This window comes from Melioribacter sulfuriphilus (genome assembly GCF_051488685.1).
Lineage (GTDB): Bacteria > Bacteroidota > Ignavibacteria > Ignavibacteriales > Melioribacteraceae > Melioribacter.
Map to the genome: position 1 here is coordinate 119,104 of NZ_JBPSEH010000008.1, position 20,062 is coordinate 139,165.

The 20,062-nt window shown below is 38.3% G+C and carries 17 protein-coding genes and 1 other RNA gene; 15 read left to right on the forward strand and 3 right to left on the reverse strand.

Going from position 1 to position 20,062, the window contains the following annotated elements; all coding sequences use genetic code 11:
- Window positions 1-3: 3 nt before the first annotated feature.
- Complete coding sequence (lptG, locus tag ACSSV9_RS11775; protein ID WP_437347456.1) at window positions 4-1,086, reverse strand: LPS export ABC transporter permease LptG; 1,083 nt, start codon at window positions 1,084-1,086, stop codon at window positions 4-6.
- Window positions 1,073-2,428, reverse strand: coding sequence for an LptF/LptG family permease (locus ACSSV9_RS11780; protein ID WP_437347457.1), 1,356 nt, complete (start codon window positions 2,426-2,428; stop codon window positions 1,073-1,075). The genes lptG and ACSSV9_RS11780 overlap by 14 nt, the downstream gene beginning before the upstream one ends.
- A gap of 158 nt (window positions 2,429-2,586) precedes the next feature.
- Here ACSSV9_RS11780 and ACSSV9_RS11785 point away from each other — a divergent pair, with 158 nt between their 5' ends.
- The 6 genes from ACSSV9_RS11785 (at window position 2,587) to ACSSV9_RS11810 (ending at window position 7,161) form a co-directional block, all read left to right on the forward strand.
- Window positions 2,587-3,963 carry a dipeptidase gene (locus ACSSV9_RS11785; protein WP_437347458.1) on the forward strand — a complete coding sequence of 459 codons (1,377 nt, stop codon included), beginning with the start codon at window positions 2,587-2,589 and terminating at the stop codon, window positions 3,961-3,963.
- Window positions 3,960-4,787 carry a hypothetical protein gene (locus ACSSV9_RS11790; protein ID WP_437347459.1) on the forward strand — a complete coding sequence of 276 codons (828 nt, stop codon included), beginning with the start codon at window positions 3,960-3,962 and terminating at the stop codon, window positions 4,785-4,787. The genes ACSSV9_RS11785 and ACSSV9_RS11790 overlap by 4 nt, the downstream gene beginning before the upstream one ends.
- 27 nt (window positions 4,788-4,814) lie before the next feature.
- Window positions 4,815-5,810 (forward strand): CAF17-like 4Fe-4S cluster assembly/insertion protein YgfZ, encoded by a 996-nt coding sequence (gene ygfZ / locus ACSSV9_RS11795; protein ID WP_437347460.1) that lies wholly within the window; start codon window positions 4,815-4,817, stop codon window positions 5,808-5,810.
- Window positions 5,811-5,813: 3 nt separating this feature from the next.
- The gene (locus ACSSV9_RS11800; RefSeq protein WP_437347461.1) at window positions 5,814-6,353 is read left to right on the forward strand and encodes a cob(I)yrinic acid a,c-diamide adenosyltransferase; all 540 of its coding nucleotides are present in this window, start codon (window positions 5,814-5,816) and stop codon (window positions 6,351-6,353) included.
- A 5-nt stretch (window positions 6,354-6,358) separates the two neighbouring features.
- Window positions 6,359-6,717, forward strand: a transfer-messenger RNA (tmRNA) gene (gene ssrA, locus ACSSV9_RS11805).
- Between the two features lie 72 nt (window positions 6,718-6,789).
- Window positions 6,790-7,161 carry a YccF domain-containing protein gene (locus ACSSV9_RS11810; RefSeq protein ID WP_437347462.1) on the forward strand — a complete coding sequence of 124 codons (372 nt, stop codon included), beginning with the start codon at window positions 6,790-6,792 and terminating at the stop codon, window positions 7,159-7,161.
- A 270-nt stretch (window positions 7,162-7,431) separates the two neighbouring features.
- On the opposite strand, the gene ACSSV9_RS11815 is transcribed toward ACSSV9_RS11810, so the two are convergent.
- A complete protein-coding gene (locus ACSSV9_RS11815; protein WP_437347463.1) occupies window positions 7,432-8,451 on the reverse strand; it encodes a homoserine dehydrogenase in 1,020 nt (339 codons plus the stop codon).
- Between the two features lie 455 nt (window positions 8,452-8,906).
- On the opposite strand from ACSSV9_RS11815, the gene ilvD reads away from it, so the two are divergent.
- Genes ilvD through cimA form a run of 9 tightly spaced genes read left to right on the forward strand, consistent with a single transcriptional unit; the run spans window position 8,907 to window position 20,054 of the window.
- Window positions 8,907-10,595, forward strand: coding sequence for a dihydroxy-acid dehydratase (gene ilvD / locus ACSSV9_RS11820; protein WP_437347464.1), 1,689 nt, complete (start codon window positions 8,907-8,909; stop codon window positions 10,593-10,595).
- A gap of 11 nt (window positions 10,596-10,606) precedes the next feature.
- The gene (ilvB, locus tag ACSSV9_RS11825; RefSeq protein WP_437347465.1) at window positions 10,607-12,325 is read left to right on the forward strand and encodes a biosynthetic-type acetolactate synthase large subunit; all 1,719 of its coding nucleotides are present in this window, start codon (window positions 10,607-10,609) and stop codon (window positions 12,323-12,325) included.
- 1 nt (window position 12,326) lies between these two features.
- Window positions 12,327-12,866 carry an acetolactate synthase small subunit gene (ilvN, locus tag ACSSV9_RS11830; protein WP_437347466.1) on the forward strand — a complete coding sequence of 180 codons (540 nt, stop codon included), beginning with the start codon at window positions 12,327-12,329 and terminating at the stop codon, window positions 12,864-12,866.
- Complete coding sequence (gene ilvC / locus ACSSV9_RS11835) at window positions 12,863-13,855, forward strand: ketol-acid reductoisomerase (protein WP_437347467.1); 993 nt, start codon at window positions 12,863-12,865, stop codon at window positions 13,853-13,855. Before ilvN ends, ilvC begins: the two co-directional genes overlap by 4 nt.
- Window positions 13,856-13,866: 11 nt before the next feature.
- Window positions 13,867-14,961: a 3-isopropylmalate dehydrogenase gene (gene leuB, locus ACSSV9_RS11840; RefSeq protein ID WP_437347468.1), complete on the forward strand. Its 1,095-nt coding sequence runs from the start codon at window positions 13,867-13,869 to the stop codon at window positions 14,959-14,961.
- A 23-nt stretch (window positions 14,962-14,984) separates the two neighbouring features.
- A complete protein-coding gene (locus ACSSV9_RS11845; protein WP_437347469.1) occupies window positions 14,985-16,565 on the forward strand; it encodes a 2-isopropylmalate synthase in 1,581 nt (526 codons plus the stop codon).
- A 14-nt stretch (window positions 16,566-16,579) separates the two neighbouring features.
- Window positions 16,580-17,875 carry a 3-isopropylmalate dehydratase large subunit gene (locus ACSSV9_RS11850; protein ID WP_437347470.1) on the forward strand — a complete coding sequence of 432 codons (1,296 nt, stop codon included), beginning with the start codon at window positions 16,580-16,582 and terminating at the stop codon, window positions 17,873-17,875.
- A gap of 20 nt (window positions 17,876-17,895) precedes the next feature.
- The gene (locus ACSSV9_RS11855; RefSeq protein ID WP_437347471.1) at window positions 17,896-18,453 is read left to right on the forward strand and encodes a LeuD/DmdB family oxidoreductase small subunit; all 558 of its coding nucleotides are present in this window, start codon (window positions 17,896-17,898) and stop codon (window positions 18,451-18,453) included.
- 17 nt (window positions 18,454-18,470) lie between these two features.
- On the forward strand, window positions 18,471-20,054 hold the full coding sequence (gene cimA, locus ACSSV9_RS11860; RefSeq protein WP_437347472.1) for a citramalate synthase: 1,584 nt from the start codon (window positions 18,471-18,473) through the stop codon (window positions 20,052-20,054).
- The last annotated feature ends 8 nt before the right edge of the window (window positions 20,055-20,062 follow it).

Here is a 20,062-nt window from a genome sequence, read left to right on the forward strand (position 1 = left end):
GGATTACTTCGAAGCGTATTTTAAATTAAATATTGCTGCGATCAGAAATACAAAGTTTGCAAACCACGCCGTTAAAAACGGATCTAACATTCCGTTCTTACCAAATGCCTGACTTACTTTCATGAAAACAAGATAAATGAATGTGATCAACAAATTAATCCCAAATTGGAGCGCCAGCCCTCCTCTTCTTTTATTTGCCGAGATTGGCAAACCAAACAACACTACAACTATGCACGAAAAAGCAAATGAAATTCTCGATTGATATTCAATTTCAATTGCAGTCGGATTGTTGCCCGTACGTTTCTGTTCGTCTCCGAAATTTTTCAACTCAACGAGCGACATTTCTTCTGGTTTACGCTGCTTTTTAATTACATCCTCAGGTTTAAAATTCAGTCCAGGAAATTCTTTCACTGCAAATCGCGACATACTTTCCGTTGTGTCGCCGAATACTCGCTCGACTCCATTATACAATACCCATTGATTCTTTAGGGTGTCATATTTCATTCTGAATGCATCGTATCTTCTTAAAATTTTAGTGTTGTCGTTGGGTGAGAATTCCTGAATGCTAACCTGATTAGCCTGGTCGTTAGCAACGTCATAGAGATTAATAGTCACTATTCTGTTCTTTGTATCCTGAAAGTATATATTGCTTCCAAAATAGACTATCCCTTTTTTTAGATAAGTTTGTTCAATAAAAACTTTGTGTTTGTTTGCCATCGGTACAATATAGCCTCCAAAATATACCAATAGAATCGATATAAAAAATGATGTTATAAGAAATGGAGTCATAAAACGATAGATACTAATGCCCGCTGCTTTAATAGCTGTTAATTCATTTAGATTCGACATTTTGCCTGCAGTGAATAAACTTGCCAATAAAACTGCAACTGGCGTCATTAGTCGTATTATTTCAGGCATGAAGACGATGTAGTATTCCGTTATCATACTTGCATCGACATTCTGGTCGATAAAATCGCCGAGTTTTTCCATCATGTCGATGATTACGAAAATCACCGTGAAAGTGATCAATCCAAATAATACGGATTGTAAAAATTGTTTAATCAGATAGCGGTCAAGAATTTTCATTTTCATCCGCATTAAATTTCCAGGATTTAGGTATTGCTTTATTGATGAAGTCGAATTTCAATTCGATACGTTCTCTTGCGCTCTTAATCGTAAGTATGATTCCTAAAATTCCCAACAAAATATTTGCGCTCCATATACCCCAGAAGGGTGATAGTAATCCGCGGTCAGAAAGTTTTTCTCCGCCTATTAAAAATGTCCAGTAAATCAGAAAGAATACAAGGCTGATTCCCGCTGCCATTCCGAAACCACCTTTTCGTGTCATTGTGCCGAGCGGTGCCCCGATTAGTATAAATACTATGCAGGCGAAAGGTAAGGCATACTTTTTATGGATTTCGACCCAATAACGATTAATCTCCTTTTTATTGTATTCAAGTCGGTTTAAAACGTTTATTAATATATTTTTATGATTGATTAATCTTCGTTTAACATTTTCATATATCCTATCGTCTCTCTTCTCGGGTAATGTAAGAGTTTCATTGATTGTAATATTAGAAAGTGTATTGTTTAGTTCGGCCAGATACTTTTCCCTTGTTTTTTGAAGGCTATCGACAATTTGCAACATTTGTGGTGCACCAAGTTCGCGGTCGCCGCGAGGACCGCCCGGTGTCGATTGCTCAAATGTAAATTGTTCAGCAGGCATCGCAATTTTATGTCTGTTAAAACGAAGTCGTCTATATTCATCCCAGTTGCTATTATTAAATTCGTGTATTTCACCCAGCTCTAAATCCATTATCAATTTTTTCTGATTTGGCGAAAGATAAATTATACCTTTTTTCGCAGTAACTACATTAATAGATGGTGGAGTCGAATAGTCATAAATTGTGATCTCCTTCAATATATTTTTTTCCTGGTCGATTTGGCGTGCAAGAATTGAATAATTGGGGACGTCCTGTGAAAATACTCCAGGTACAAGCGATAGTGTCGGTTTTTGACGTGATATATCTTCCATCAAAATTCTGGCAGCATGATTTGCATCGGGATAGATATTGTTATTGAAATAGATTAGAAATAGAGCCAATAAAACGGAGGCTCCAAGGGGTGGCAATATCATTCTGTAGAGACTCATGCCGGTGGCTTTCAAGACGGCAACTTCGTTATTTTGTGCCATTCCTCCGAATGCCATTAAAGTTGCAACCAGAACTGACATCGGTATTACAAGCACGATCATCCAGGCTAGGTTGTAGACTATCAATTTTATAATAATCCATAGTCCCAATCCTTTCCCTACTAATCGGTCGGCGAATTTCATCAGGAACTGTAACAAGAAGATGCCGATGAGTGTAAATACCGAAAAAAGAAAAGGAGCCAGATGGTTTTTTAATATGTATTTTGTTAATATCATTTGTTATAAATTTATAGACATTCAAATTTACCAATAAATAAAGGCAGAATAAAAATTTTTTATCTACTAATTTACTTGAATCCCGCAGTTGTGAAAGTTAAATTTGAATCCATAAGATAATGGGCTTTGAGTCCCTAAAAGAAACTACCGGAGGAGTCGTGGATAATGTAATCAAATATTTGAATACGAATTTTGAAAATTCTTTGGAAGAACTAAAAGAATACCTGCGTATTCCGAGTATCAGCACATCATCAGAACATAGTAAGGATATGGTGAAATGTGCTGAGTTTCTGGCAAACAAACTGAGAAATATCGGTTTGACAAACGTCGAGGTATTCAGTACGGAAAAGCATCCAATCGTATATGGTCAATGGGTTGGGGCTCCGGATAAACCAACTGTTCTTATCTACGGTCATTACGACGTACAACCGGTCGATCCAATTGAAAAATGGTCTTTTCCGCCGTTCGAACCGAAGATTGAAAATGGAAAATTATGGGGGAGGGGAGCAAACGATAACAAAGGTCAACAATTTGCTCATTTAAAAAGTGTAGAAGCTTTTTTTAAGAACTATGGCGCACCGCCGGTTAATGTAAAATTTTTAATTGAAGGCGAAGAGGAAATCGGTAGTGGCAGTTTATCCAAATTTATTTCGAAACATAAAGAGCTTCTCTCATGCGACGCCATATTAATTTCCGACACAAGTATGTACGCTCCTGCAGTCCCGACAATTACATACGGTCTGCGAGGACTTCTTTATATGGAAGTCGAATTGATAGGGCCTAAAGCCGACCTTCATTCCGGAAGTTTCGGTGGAGCTGTTGTCAATCCAGTAAACGAACTGGCAAAAATCATTTCAAAATTGCACGATAAAAACGGACGAGTTACAGTGCCGAATTTTTATAAAGATGTAATGAAATTGACTGAAGCAGAAAAAGAAAATTTCAAACGCCTGAAATTTTCCGATGCAAAATTTGCAAGGGAGTTGGGAGTTAAAACTCTCTACGGCGAAAAAGGGTTCACCACACTGGAACGTCTATGGGTTCGACCAACTCTCGATTGTAACGGAATTGTTGGTGGATTTACAGGCGAAGGAGCAAAGACAATTATTCCATCGAGAGCCTCCGCAAAGATCAGCATGCGACTTGTACCGAATCAGAATCCTAAAAAAATCGCAGCAGATTTCACCAAGTATGTCAAAAGTCTGGCACACGAAGGAGTTATAGTAAACGTAAAGATGATTCATTACGGTTATCCAGTTGTTATTCCGCTTGAAGACAAAACTGTTCAAATAGCGGCCAAGGCAGTCTCGAAGGCTTTCGGTAAAAAAACTGTCTTTACTCGTGAAGGCGGTTCAATTCCTATTGTAGTCGAGTTTATGAATCAGTTAAAAGCCCCTGCAATTTTAATGGGATTAGGACTCGATACGGACAACATCCATTCACCAAACGAGCACTTTGTCCTTGATAATTTGAAAAAGGGGATGATTGCTTCTGCCTACTTTTTGAAAGATTTTTCGGAAATAAAAGGGTCATGAAATTAGTCAAATTATTGGTTCTCTCGCTAATATTAATTTCTGCTTGTACTTCCGAACAAAAAGAAGGAGGAGATGCTGCAACCTCATCCAGTAAAGAAAAAGAAATAAGAGAATACAATCTCGAAGTAGAAAAAGAAAGAACAAAAAACAGATTCCCGTGTGATACTATAGCGCTTGGTGAGTATATCATGGAAAATTATCCGCCCGGCACATATATACTTCAAAATGAACCATCAACAATTTACGGTATACCAAAACCGGCAGTTATTTATTTTAAGGACGGCGGAAATTTTGTTCTGACTCTGATTGTCCGTTCCAAAGAATCAGAAAGATTTGTAGAGAGAAAAAACGTACAGGGATACGAATCAAGTTTCATTAACCTCGACAGTACAAAACTCGGTACAGCATTCTTTTATTTGACCTTATTCGAATGCACCGACAACAACTTCGAAAAAATATGGGAAGCTGAAGTACCAATACACGGAGGCTTCAGTAAAATGTCGATTAAAACATGGCAGCCAAAAAATATTAAATATGTCGAGCTCTTTTATGAAGATGGGATAATTTCGGGACACAGAAAATATAATTTTTTCTTGATAGATGGCTGGCGCAAGCCACCACACTTGCTCGAAACCTACGTGGGTATTGTTCACAAAAGAACCCTTGCCAATATTAATAACGATAAATACCCAGATTATTATGAATACAGATTTATTGAGGACTCGCTCAAAATTCGTGTTCTGGATTCGATACCTTTCTACTGGAACGAAAATAAACAACTTTACGTTACAAAAGTAAATCCGCGCTGGTTTCGCAAATATTGACTGAGTATTAAACAAAAATGGTTGTGTATGTTTATTGGAACGAATAATCATTTAACAAAAAATATTAACGAAGAATATAAATTACTATACCATGGTGCAGGAGCCGTAAGCCTTGAGGAAAATATTACTAAGCTGGAAGGGAAAGAAACTCTGGATTTTTTACATAGAATTTCCACGAACAATCTTAAGGACTTAATCCCTGGCAAAAAAATAAATACACTTTTCTTGAATGATAAGGGGAGATTCATTGATCGAACCGTGTTACTTTATATTACAGATTTCTTCTGGCTGATTGGACAGCATGATCCGGACAAAAAGCTGTTGAACTGGATCAACAAGTATATTATTACTGAGGATATTAAAGCCGAAGACGTTACTTCTGAATATAAAATTATTACGGTTACTGGCGAGCAAAGTGCTTCGTATTTATCACTTATATTTGGACAAGAATTTCATTTAATCGATGATAACAATTTAATTATTACACAAACATCTGGATTCGATACAATATTGTTCAGAAATGTTGAAAAAGGAAATACTTTATATAAGATTGTAATAAAATCAAATCAGTACAAACAATTTTGTGAATATCTCCTTGAAAATAAAAGTGCATTCGACTTCGGCTTTGTCAGCGAAGATGCATTTAAATATTATCGTATCTTACATGGTATAGTTGGTAAGAATGAAATAACAATGGATTTTAATCCGCACGAAGTCGGACTAACTGGTGAAATTAGTTTTACAAAAGGGTGTTATATCGGTCAGGAAGTCATAGTCCGACTCGATACTTATGATAAAGTTCAAAGAAAGTTGGTCGGTATAAAAATCGAAGCGGAAATTCCTGATAAATCATACGAAGTTTACAATGCTGATGAATTAGCTGGAATTATTACAAGCGGCATCAATGTAGAAGGTAAATTTTATGGACTTGCAGTAATTAAGAAAAAATATTTAAACGACACTCCTCTTTATATCAAACACAAGGGAGAAGAATTTGAAATTGAGCTGAGGAAAATTGATTAATCGATGAAAATTTATACTAAAATCGGCGATAATGGTACAACATATTTACTCGGGGGTAAAAAAGTATTTAAAGACGATCTGAGATTAAATGCTTACGGAACAGTGGACGAGTTAAATTCTATTTTAGGATTAGCTATAACAGAAATTGAGAATTCGGAACTCATCGAAGTTTTACGCAGTATACAGGTCGAATTATTTGAGATGGGTACGGACTTGGCAACTCCTGCCGATTCAAATGTCAAAATAGATCGGTTCGAAATGGCAAGGTCTGAGCGCCTTGAAAGATTAATTGACAGTTTTGATGGTCGGCTACCTGTATTGAAAAATTTCATTTTGCCCGGTGGCAGTAAATCTGCAGCCTTGTTGCATTATGCCAGGACGGTTTGCAGAAGGGCTGAAAGAGAAGTTGCGGCATTAATGAAAACAGTTGAAATTGAGAATAATATTTTGGTATATTTGAATCGCCTTTCTGATTTGTTATTTGTATTAGCTCGATATTGTAATCAAATTAACGATACCCCAGAAATTATCTGGAAAAAATAATTTATGGGGGTGATATTGGCTTCGACGGAGCTATAGGTTCTTTGAACTGCACACCGTGTTGCCGTAGACACGTAAAACGACGGTAAAAAAAATAAATGGCGAATATAATTACGCTTTAGCTGCCTAATTAAAAAAAGGTAGCCGTTCTTCAAATTCTCTCGTACCGGGATTTGAACGAACGACGCTTAGGTACGATAGCCGAGCTGAGTGTCCGTGCAGGCGAGGCGAATTTTTAACGGACTGGTTTTGGGCGGAATTGTCTGTTTTTCCAACCGAAACGAGACAAAACCTAAACAGACTATGTGTGTAGACGTTCACTGAAATGTAGCTTCGGACCGGGGTTCGACTCCCCGCACCTCCACAATCCATTATTGTATTCCAAAACAAAATTCCTGCCTCAACGTCTAACAATCCAATAAATCAGGACGTATAATCGATGCGATTGCTCGAAAATCTTTTGTGGATTGTTATTGGAGGTGGAATTATTCTCTTTTTTGAATATTTCATTGCTGGTTTATTACTCTGTATAACAATTATAGGAATTCCTTTTGGCGTTCAACTAATCAAGATTTCTTTTCTTACACTCCTTCCGTTTGGCAAAGAAGTTGTACAAACAGAAAGGGGAAGTGGTTGTATATCAACATTTATGAATTTGTTGTGGATCTTAACTGGTGGAATACTAATCTCAATTACACATTTTATTTTTGCACTCCTTTGCGCAATAACAATAATCGGTATCCCTTTTACTACACAGCATCTAAAACTGGCGTCATTATCCCTTACTCCGTTTGGACATAATTATAAATGAAATAAGTCAGATACAAAATAAAATTCTAATGCAAGACTGAATGAATTTTTGAAAAAAGAATATAATTTTCTATAGAATCTATAAAATAGAACGAAAACAGTATTCTAATTTTTTGAGGATTAGCTAAAAAGTATGTTTATATTTTAATTTAACAAAAACAGATGTTCAAGTTATCTCAATACTTAGTATTCTTTATAAAAGACATTTATAAGCTATGTTAAAATTTCACGATGATTCTTCTTGCTGGTTATTAAACTTATTAAGAAGAAATTATGATTTAGTGTTCAGGGCAAGTAAGTCGCTTAATATTGAAAATCCAGTTTCGATCTTTCCAGCTCCCTTGCCAACTATTGTAATATCACCCATTAAATCAGTCGTTATTGTAAGTGCGTTTACCGAGCCCATTATTCCTGCTAATGGATGAGTCATTGGAACAAGTTCTGGTTTAACATAGGCTTTTATTCGACCATCCTTTTTTTCAATCGAACCGATTAATTTCCAGCGAGCATTTTTTCTTTTTGCTTCTTTAATATCTTCTTGGGTTATTTTCGTAATACCTTTGCATTTTACTTGATTGATATCGAGTTTAATGCCCATCAATACATTAGCCAGAATTGTTACTTTAGCCCGTGCATCGTAACCTTGTACGTCGTTTGTTGGATCGGCTTCTGCGTATCCGAGTTTTTGTGCCTCTTTGAGAGCTTCTTCATAACCCATGCCTTCTTCCATACGCGTAAGAATATAATTCGTTGTGCCGTTTAATATTCCTTTAAAAGCGCTTATATTATTTCCGGCAAGAGGACCTTTCACCAGGTTAATAACTGGAGTTCCGCTTAATACAGTACCTTCAATCATGAAACGTACACCATATTTATCTGCAAGTCGTTTCAATCTGTGGTAGGCAAGCGCGGCTGGTCCTTTATTACTTGTAACGATATGTTTCCTGTTCTTAAACGCAGTTTCGCAATGCTTAATGGCCGGTTGACCATTTTTCAGATTGGTGTATGCGAGTTCACAAACGACATTTGAATTAGATTTTTCGATTGTCTCAATTGCATCCCACTCAACTTTATCTTTAATAAATTTACCCTTTTCGTTTATTTCACGCAGTAATCTTTTAAGATTAAGTCCTTCGGGATTATATACTGTGCCGAATCTGATATCACTGACAGCAACAATTTCATAGTGGTAGTTATATTTTTTTGCCAGTTCATTTTTTTTGTTGATTAATATTTCACACAGCCCCTGCGCAACTGTGCCAAAACCAATTAAAGCAATTCTTTGTTTCATAATTGTTATTCTCTATTAATGATTGAGTGCAAAAATAAACTGAATTGTCCAATCTTCCAAAAAAGACACCGAGTATTTAGATATACATGTGGATGAATAATTATGCAATATTTTTTCAAAAAAAACTTGACATCTAATCAATTAACCCTTATAATTGCATTCGAGTTATGGCTGAAAATAAAAAACATATTAAAACCAATCAAATATCCGGCGGGCCACAAGCACACGCTAACAACAGCCTTTTTGTTTCTTTTAACTCATCTTTAGATACTAACCTTCTAGGGATTATCAATCTAATTATTATCAATATTATTAGCCTAGTGATTATACTAGGGTAATAATATTTAGTCAATCCCTAACCATAACATAAAATAACTTTTAAGATAATTTAGGGATTGACTAAACCCTAAAGGTATATCTAAAGTTATATTTCTTTACAAAGTTAGAGGATTGAAATGAGATCAGATTTAATTAAAAAAGGTTTCGACAAAGCACCGCATCGAAGCTTATTAAAAGCTACCGGTGTAATCAAATCGGATGAAGATTTTAATAAGCCATTCATCGGCGTGTGCAATTCTTATATTGATTTAGTTCCAGGTCATGTTCACCTTCAAGAATTTGGAAAAATAGTAAAAGAAGAAATTCGTAAGGCGGGCGGAGTGCCATTCGAGTTCAATACAATTGGTGTGGACGATGGAATAGCAATGGGGCATATCGGCATGCGTTATTCACTTGCAAGCAGAGAATTAATTGCCGATAGTGTTGAGACCGTTGCCGAAGCTCATCGACTCGATGGATTGGTTTGTATTCCGAATTGCGATAAAATCGTTCCAGGTATGTTAATGGCTGCCGTTAGACTTAATATACCTGCTATTTTTATTTCCGGTGGTCCAATGAAAGCCGGCTATACGCCATCAGGTAATGTCGTCGATCTGATCTCGGTTTTTGAAGGAGTTGGGAAGTATTCCACAGGTGAAATTAACGACGAGCAATTAAAAGAACTTGAAAACTTTGCATGCCCCACATGCGGCTCTTGTAGCGGTATGTTTACAGCCAACTCGATGAACTGTCTTATGGAAGCCCTTGGAATTGCTTTGCCTGGTAACGGCTCAATACTTGCCGTCGATTCTAAAAGACTTGAATTAGCAAAAGAAGCAGCACGTAAAATTATCGACCTGATAAATAAAGATTTAAAACCGAGAGATATTATTACCAAGAAATCGATACTTAATGCTTTTGCTTTAGACATGGCGATGGGAGGAAGTACAAATACAGTTTTGCATACTCTGGCGATTGCAAACGAAGCTGAAATCGATTTTGAATTAAATGAACTGAATAAACTGGCTCAAAAAGTACCATATATTTGCAAAGTATCTCCAGCAACAAAAAATGTCCATATGGAAGATGTAGACCGCGCAGGCGGGATATCTGCCATCCTCAAAGAAATTTCGAAGATAGAGGGATTGCTCTCTCTGGATTCCCCTACAGTTACAGGGAAAACACTTGGCGAGAACATTGCCAATGCAGAAATTAAAGACTTTAATGTAATAAGAACAATCGATAATCCTTTCAGCAAAACCGGTGGATTGGCGGTGCTGTTCGGTAATCTGGCTCCTTATGGAGCGGTTGTTAAAACTGGCGCTGTCGATCCAAATATGCTAGTCCATCGTGGACCTGCTGTTATTTTTAATTCACAGGATGAAGCTTTACAAGGAATAAGAGGCGGGAAAATTAAACCAGGTGACGTTGTCGTTATAAGATATGAGGGACCAAAAGGCGGGCCAGGAATGCCGGAAATGCTGGCTCCTACGAGCGAAATTATGGGAATGGGACTGGGAGATAAAGTCGCTCTGATTACTGACGGTCGATTCTCTGGAGGGACAAGGGGAGCTTGTATTGGACATGTTTCACCTGAAGCTGCCGATCGAGGTCCAATTGCAGCTTTAAGAAATGGCGATATAATTTCGATTGATATACCAAATTATAAATTAGAAGTGGAGCTCAGCCAGGAAGAAATCGAAAAAAGACTGGCTGAATTGCCTCCATTCATCCCCAAAATTAAAAAGGGTTATTTAGCCCGCTATTCAAGAATGGTTACTTCTGCTAATACCGGTGCAATATTAAATTTTAATGAAGATAAATGAAAGGGGTAATTATGAACACAAAAAAAAATAAAATGTCCGGTGCGGATATTTTCTTTGAATGTCTTAAGAGAGAAGGCGTAGAATATATCTTCGGGTATCCCGGTGGTGCTGTATTGCCTATCTACGAAAAACTCTATGACGTCGATTTCTTAAAACACATCTTAGTCAGACACGAACAAGGCGCCACACATATGGCCGAAGGTTATGCAAAAGCAACTGGGAAAGTTGGCGTTGTACTTGTAACTTCGGGTCCGGGTGCTACTAATACAGTCACAGGTATTACAGACGCTTATATGGACTCTGTTCCAATTGTCGTTTTTACAGGTCAGGTTCCCACACACCTGATTGGCAACGATGCATTTCAGGAAGCTGACATTTGCGGTATAACACGACCTATTACCAAGCACAACTTTCTTGTAAGAGATATTTCTGAACTTGCTTCTACAATAAAACAAGCATTTTATATCGCTTCAACTGGCCGACCCGGTCCTGTTGTAGTAGATTTACCGAAAAATGTAATTAACAGCATCACTGAATTTAATTACCCCGATAAAATAGAACTCAGAGGATACAAACCCAAGGTTTTCGGTCATCAGAATCAAATTAAAAAAGCCGCCATGATGCTTCAAAAAGCAAAAAGACCATTGCTTTATGTAGGCGGCGGAGTTATAATGTCAGGAGGACATCGGGAATTGTATCTCCTGGCAAAAGAAAATAATCTACCTGTTACAATGACTCTTCAAGGACTTGGTGCATTTCCTGGAACCGACCCTCAATCGCTTGGAATGCTCGGAATGCACGGCACTTACTGGGCAAATCAAGCGGTTAATCATTGCGACTTGCTCATTTCACTGGGAGCGCGTTTCGACGATAGAGTCACAGGAAAAGTTGATACATTTGCTCGCAATGCCTACAAAATTCACGTAGATATCGATCCTACTTGCATCGATAAAAATATTATTGTCGATTTGCCAATCGTAGGCGATGTTAAACATGTAATGGCAGAACTTGCCTCTGAAATTACACGTAAACCTGAACTGGATGAATGGTGGGAGCAGATCAATAAATGGAAGAGTGAATGCCCTCTCGAATACGATATGTCCGATGGTCGACTGAGAGCTCAATATGTAATTGAAAAATTGTCTGAACTTACGAAAGGCGAAGCGATTATTGTTACGGACGTAGGTCAAAATCAAATGTGGACGGCACAATATTACAAGTTCAATCATCCACGCTCACACATTACAAGCGGCGGACTTGGAACAATGGGCTTTGCCCTGCCTGCCTCAATTGGGGTAGCATTCGGCGTAAAAGACCGTCCTGTAATTTCAATCAACGGAGACGGCGGATTCCAGATGAATATTCAAGAATTGGTAACTGCCGTTTATTATAAACTGCCCATTAAAATAATTGTACTAAACAACAGTTTCCTCGGTATGGTACGACAATGGCAGGAACTTTTCCACGCCGAAAAATACAGTTTTACAGATCTCTCGGACAGCAATCCAGATTTTGTTAAAGTGGCCGAAGCTTTTGGCGTTAAAGCATATTCGACCGACAGTCCTCATAACGTAGAACACTTACTCAAGGAAATGCTCGACTATAACGATGGCCCCATAATGGTCGAATTCAAAGTTGCTAAAGAAGATATGGTATTCCCCATTGTGCCTGCGGGAGCTTCTATTAGCGATATGATTATTCGTAGATTAGATCCAAAGGAGATGGTCTAAAATGATGCACATAATATCTGCTCTCGTAGAAAATAAATTCGGTGCATTCAACAGAGTAGTAACAATGTTCAGCGCCAAAGGGTACAACATACATTCTATTTCCATTGGAGAAACAGAGGATCCCTCCATTTCCAGAATGACTATCGTAACAGAAGGTGAAGATAAAGTTATTGAACAGATTGTTAAGCAGTTGAATCGACTGATCGATACTATTAAAATTATCGACATGACCAATCAGCCGAAAGTGCAACGAGAATTGATGCTGATTACGGTTTATTATCAAAAAGGGACCCGTTCTGAAATTATTGATATTTGCGAAATCTTCAGAGGAAATGTAGTTGATATTAATAATAGAACAATTATGCTGGAAATTACCGGTCCACCAGAAAAAATTGATGCGGCTATAAATGTTCTCGAACCATTTGGAATAAAAGAGATTGCGCGTTCGGGAACAGTAGTGCTGCGCCGCGGTGAACAAATAAGAAAACTTACGAAAGAAAATGAAGGCGAACATAAAAAAATCAATGGAGATAAAAAATGAAAGTCTATTATGACCAGGATGCAAATCTGGATATCCTGAAAGGGAAAAAAATTGCTGTAATGGGATATGGTAGTCAGGGACATGCTCATGCTCTCAATCTAAAAGACAGTGGAATGGATGTCGGAATCGGATTGAGGAAATCTTCTGCAAGATGGAAAGAAGCCGAAGAAGCAGGTCTCAAAGTTTTTACAGTAGACGAAGCTGCTAAATGGGCTGACATTATTATGATTTTGTTACCAGACCAGAATCAGAAAGAAGTTTATGAAAGTCAAATTAAACCTTATTTAAGCGAAGGCAAAACTCTTGCTTTTGCTCACGGTTTTAATATTCATTATAAACAAATTGTGCCTCCTGAAAATATTGACGTTATTATGATTGCACCCAAAGGTCCAGGACACTTAGTACGCCGTACTTTTCAGGAAGGCAGCGGCACTCCATGTTTAATTGCAATTCAGCAGGATTTTTCTGGACAAGCGCGCAATAAAGCTCTGGCGTGGGCTAAAGGAATTGGCGGAACACGCGCTGGCGTTATCGAAACGACTTTCAAAGACGAAACCGAAACTGACCTTTTCGGTGAACAAGCGGTACTCTGCGGTGGTTCGGCTGAACTGATTAAAGCCGGTTTTGAAACACTCGTCGAAGCGGGCTATCCGGCTGAACTGGCTTATTTCGAATGTATGCACGAGCTAAAATTAATCGTCGACCTTTACTACGAAGGAGGTCTTAGTCGAATGAACTATTCCGTAAGCGATACGGCTGAATATGGAGGAATGACCAGAGGTCCTCGAGTAATTAATAGCGATACAAAAAAAGTAATGAAAGAAATACTGAACGAAATACAGAGCGGCAAATTCGCCGAAGAATGGATTGAAGAAAATAAAAAAGGTCAACCTACCTTAAATAAATTGAGAAAAGAAAATCAGGAGCATCCAATCGAAAAAATTGGAGCCAAATTAAGAAGTATGATGAGCTGGCTCAAAAAAAACTAAAAGGGGAAATTATGTATCGGATAGCATTATTACCGGGCGACGGCATCGGACCCGAAGTTGTAAATGCAGCAGTAAAAGTATTAAAAGCTGCAGGAGAAAAATTCAACACCGAGTTTGAATTTAAAACTGCACTTATTGGTGGCTCTTCTTATGACAGGTTCAAAACACCATTGACAGATGAAACTCTCGATATTTGTTATAGCTCCGATGCAGTTTTCCTGGGAGCCGTTGGAGGTCCTCAGTGGGAAAATCTTGAACATCATCTAAAACCAGAAGCGGCTTTACTAAAAATCAGAAAAGCTCTGGGACTCTTTGCCAATCTGAGACCTGCTCGGGTTTATAATTCCATGCTCGAGAATTCATCTCTAAAAGCCGATGTTCTTAGAGGCACAGATATATTGATACTCAGGGAACTTACGGGCGGCATCTACTTTGGCGAGCCTCGAGGTTATGACGACCAGAAAGGTTTCAATACAATGATTTATACAAAGGAAGAAGTTGTACGCATTGCGCATAAAGCATTTGAATTTGCAAGACAACGTAATAAAAAAGTTACTTCTGTCGACAAAGCCAATGTCCTAGAAGTATCGCAATTCTGGAGAAAAGTAGTAACAGAAGTTCATAAAGATTATCAGGATGTCGCCTTGAACCACATGTACGTCGACAATGCAGCAATGCAAATTGTAAGAGATCCCAAACAATTCGATGTGATTTTGACTTCGAATCTCTTTGGCGATATCTTGAGCGATATTGCCGCTATGATTACCGGTAGCCTTGGTATGTTACCTTCGGCAAGCCTCGGAACAAAATATGCGCTTTATGAACCTGTACACGGTAGTGCGCCCGACATTGCCGGTAAAGGTATTGCCAATCCAATTGCTGCCATTTCTTCAGCTGCGATGATGCTTAAATATTCTTTCCAGATGGACAAAGCTTCGGAGATTATCGAAAATTCAATCGAAAACGTTTTGTCGAAAGGATATAGAACTAAAGACATCTTTAAAGAAGGAACCAAACTTGTTTCTACAGAAGAAATGACAAATTTGATAATAGAAGAATTTGAAAAGATTGTGGCTACTCAAGCAATCAATGTTTTTACTTTATGAGATAGATATTAACGGAGTGTAAAATGAATGATAATAAAATATATATTTTCGACACAACTTTAAGAGACGGCGAACAGTCGCCCGGCGCATCTTTGAACGTTCACGAAAAAATTGAAATAGCACACCAGTTAGCAAAATTAAACGTGGACATAATTGAAGCGGGTTTTCCAATTTCATCGCCTGCTCAGTTCGAAGCCGTAAAGCGAATTGCTGAAGAAGTAAATTGCGTCATTGCAGCACTCTCGCGAGCAAATGAAAAAGATATAAAAGTTGCCGCTGAAGCTCTTGCACCTGCGCCACGCAAAAGAATTCATACTTTTGCAAGTACTTCCGACTATCATATACTCGGAAAATTCGGACACGAACGCTATGGCAGAACTCTCGAAGAAAAGCGACAAACAATTATCAAAATGTCATATGATGCTGTGACGTATGCAAAGACCTTTACAGACGATGTCGAGTTCTCGGCTGAAGATGCCGGCAGGACAGATATCGGTTACCTTGTCGATGTAATAGAAGCGGCAATCGAAGCTGGAGCAACAACGGTAAATATTCCTGATACGACAGGTTACACTCTTCCGTTTGAATTTGCCGCTAAGATAGCAGAATTGAGAAAGAGAGTTAAAAATATTGAGAAAGTAATTATTAGCGTTCATTGCCATAACGATCTGGGGCTTGCAGTCGCAAATTCGATTGCTGCAGTTCAAAGTGGAGCTCGTCAGGTTGAATGTACTATAAACGGAATTGGCGAAAGAGCTGGAAACGCTTCTCTGGAAGAATTCGTAATGGCGCTGAATGTAAGAAAAGACCTGCTTAATTTTTATACTGACGTAAACACTAAAGAAATTTACAATACAAGTAAAATGGTCTCGGCATTTACAGGACTTCTTGTACAACGTAATAAAGCTATTGTCGGAGAAAATGCCTTTGCACATGAATCGGGAATACACCAGGATGGAGTTCTGAAAAGACGCGATACTTATGAAATTATGACCCCAGAAAGTGTAGGAATACCTAAAAACAATATTGTACTGGGCAGACATTCAGGTAGACACGGACTTAAAGTTAGGCTTCAGGAACTCGGTTACAAAGTTAATGATGAAGAACTCCAGAATATCTACAAGGCATTTATCGAACTGGCAGATAAGAAAAAAGAAATATTTGACGACGATCTGAGAATGCTTATGGGTGACGAAATTCAAAAAGTAAATGAGAGTTATGAACTTGAGTACATCCAGGTTAATACAGGTTCAAATCTTATTCCGAATGCTGTCGTCAAGATAAATTATAACGGCGAGATCTATTCCGAGTCAGCAACTGGCGACGGGCCTGTCGACGCCGTATTCAATGCAATTGAGCGTGCTCTTTCGATCAGTTCAGAAGTCGAATCATACCAGGTGCGTTCTGTTACATCCGGACGCGAAGCTATGGGTGAGGTGATTATAAGGATTCGGAGCGGCAACAAATCGTTCATGGGAAGAGGCATTTCAACCGATATTATTGAAGCCAGTGCAAAAGCTTATTTAAATGCCCTCAATCAGAAAGAAAAATACTTCAGACAAACGTCAATCAAAAATAACGAATCAATTTCAGAAGTAATTTAATAAAGGAATAAATTATGGGTATGACTATAACCGAAAAAATTATGGCTAAGTCATCGGGTAAAAAAAGAGTAGAGCCTGGTGAAAGTATTTGGCTTAATGTAGATGTATTGATGACGCACGATGTGTGCGGACCTCCAACTATTGAAATCTGGAAAAGAGAATTCGGTGATAAAGCAAAAATATGGGATAAAGAAAAGCTGGTCATCTTTCCTGACCATTATATTTTTACGAAAAATCCTCAGGCAAATCGTAACGTTAATATTCTGAGAGAATTTGCCAGTGAATATGACGTCCCAAATTATTACGACGTAGGTACTGACCGATATAAGGGCGTTTGTCACATTGCACTTGCTGAAGAAGGATATAATTTACCCGGCACGGTTTTATTCGGAACCGATTCTCATACGTGTACTTCAGGTGCATTCGGTATGTTTTCAACGGGAGTAGGAAATACAGACGCTGCGTTTATCCTCGGTACCGGCAAAATTTGGGAAAAAGTACCTGAATCACTCAAGTTTATTTTTGAAGGTAAATTGCCAGAATATCTGACTGCCAAAGATTTGATCTTAATGATACTTGGTGATATTACTACAGATGGCGGCACATATAGAGCTTTAGAATTCGACGGCGAAGCTATCTTCTCGATGCAGATGGACGAAAGAATGACCTTGACGAATATGGCCATCGAAGCTGGTGCCATGAATGGCATAATTAAAGCAGATGAAATTACCGAAAAATATGTGAGAGAAAGAACCGATAAACCGTACGAAATTTTTGAAAGCGACCCCGACGCAAAATATCGAGAAATCTATCGTTATAATGTAAATAAAATCGAACCATTGGTCGCAAAGCCACATAGCCCCGATAATAGAGATACGGTCAGAAATGTTGCGGGCAGAAAACTTACCAAGTGTTATATTGGCTCGTGCACGGGCGGTAAACTCACCGATTTTTATAATGCTGCTAAAATTATTTTCGGAAGTGAAGTTAAAGTTCCTACTTTTATTGTACCTGGTAGCACTTACGTTGCCAAGCAACTCGAAGTGGAAACCATCAACGGAATTACATTGAAAGAAATATTTGAGAAAGCTGGCTGTATAATTGCTCAATCGTCATGCGCTGCTTGCCTGGGTGGACCTGCAGACACTGTTGGACGGGCTACGGACGGCGAGGTGATAATTTCGACTACCAACAGAAATTTCCCAGGCAGAATGGGTAGCAAGAAATCGGAAGTCTATCTGGCTTCACCATTGACCGTTGCTGCTTCTGCAGTAACAGGAGTAATAACCGACCCGAGAGAATTTTTATAAAATAATATTAGAGAATTAAAATGGAAAAAATAATAAAAGGTAGAGCATTTGTACTTGGAGACAATATTGATACCGACCAGATAATTCCTGCCGAGCATCTGGTCTATAGTTTAAGCGATCCGGAGGAAGCGAAAAATTATGGACGATTTGCACTTTCAGGAGTCCCTTTAAATCAGTCCGGGTTACCTGAAGGGGGAATTCCTTTTGTTGAAGAAAATCAGTATCAAACTAAATATCAGATTATAATTGGTGGTGCAAATTTTGGATGCGGATCTTCGCGCGAGCACGCACCTTTCGCGCTTCAAGTTGCAGGCGCTAAGGCAATTGTTGCCGAATCTTATGCGCGAATATTTTATCGCAATTGTGTTGATGGTGGCTTTGTTGTGCCCTATGAAACACCAGAAAAACTCAACGATAAAATAGAAACAGGAGATCAACTTGAACTCGATCTGAATGAGAATACATTGAAGAATTTATCTAAAAACGAAACTTATAAACTTCGACCGCTTGGCGATATTTTACCGATCATCGAAGCGGGAAATATTTTCGAATATGCCCGTAAAAATAATATGATTTAAACTAAGAGGATGAAATTATGCTAATAGAAATATTTGATACAACATTACGAGATGGAACACAGGGCGAAGGTGTAAACCTATCGGTTCAGGATAAACTCCTAATTGCTAAAAAACTCGATGAGTTCGGAATCGATATTATTGAAGGAGGTTGGCCAGGCAGCAATCCAAAGGACGAGGAATTTTTTAAGAAAGCAAAAGAATTGAACCTTCATCATGCACAGTTATGTGCTTTCGGCTCGACTGCCAGATCAGTTAAGAATGTTGAATCGGACTATAATTTGAATTCTCTAATTAATACTGAAACGCCTATTGTTACAATTTTTGGAAAAACCTGGAGACTCCATTCCGAAAAAGGTCTGGGTTTAACCGACTCTGAGAACGAAGAATTGATTTATAAATCCGTCAAATATTTGAAATCGCACGAAAGAAGGGTAATATTCGATGCGGAACACTTTTTTGACGGTTATAAGGATAGCCCCGAGTTTGCACTCAAAATGCTCGAAGCTGCTCTAAAAGGCGGTGCCGATACGCTGGTGTTATGCGATACAAACGGAGGTACATTACCTGAAGAGGTATATGAAATTACAAAAACTGTAAGGGAAAAATTTGACGTTAAAATTGGCATTCATGCTCACAACGACTCTGAACTTGCAGTGGCAAATTCGCTGGCTGCTGTAAGAGCCGGAGCTTGCCATGTGCAGGGTACAATCAATGGACTGGGTGAACGATGCGGCAATGCAAACCTCTGCAGTATCATTCCAAACCTGATTTTAAAAATGAACTATGATACCAATCAAAAATCAAATCTATCTAACCTAACTTCTGTTTCTAATTATGTTTATGAAATAATGAATCTCCATCCGAATACAAGAGCAGCATTTACAGGCAAATCTGCTTTTGCACACAAAGGTGGAGTTCACGTAAGCGCAGTTTTGAAAGAAAGTAGAATGTATGAACATATTGCTCCTGAGTTGGTAGGAAACAAACAGCGAGTTCTGGTTTCGGATTTATCGGGCCAGAGTAATGTCCGTTATAAAGCAAAAGAAGTTGGAGTAGACATCGGCGACGATAATGAACTGAGCAAGAAAATTGTCAATCATATAAAATCGCTTGAATACAACGGATATCAATTTGACGGTGCCGAAGCATCTTTTGAATTATTGCTCAGAGCCGAAACCAATGAATTTTCTCCTTTCTTTAAGGTACTAGATTCAAAAGTAAACGTTTTTTACGACGAAGAAGGTCATTCGAATGCCGAAGCAGTTCTCAAAATCGAAGTCAATGGAGAAATTGAACATACTGCCTCCGACGGTGATGGTCCTGTAAATGCGCTCGACAAAGCTCTGCGTAAAGCACTTATCAGATTTTATCCTGAAGTTGCCAACATAAAATTAGTTGACTACAAGGTTAGAGTTCTCGACGAAAAAGAAGGTACAGCAGCAAAAGTAAGGGTTATGATTGAATCGAGCGACGGTAAAGATGCCTGGGGAACAGTAGGTGTATCTACTAATATTATCGAAGCAAGTTTTAAGGCCTTAAGCGACAGTATAAATTATAAGCTTTTTCAGTATAACAAAAACAAACAATTAGCCGAAAAGTGAATCTGATT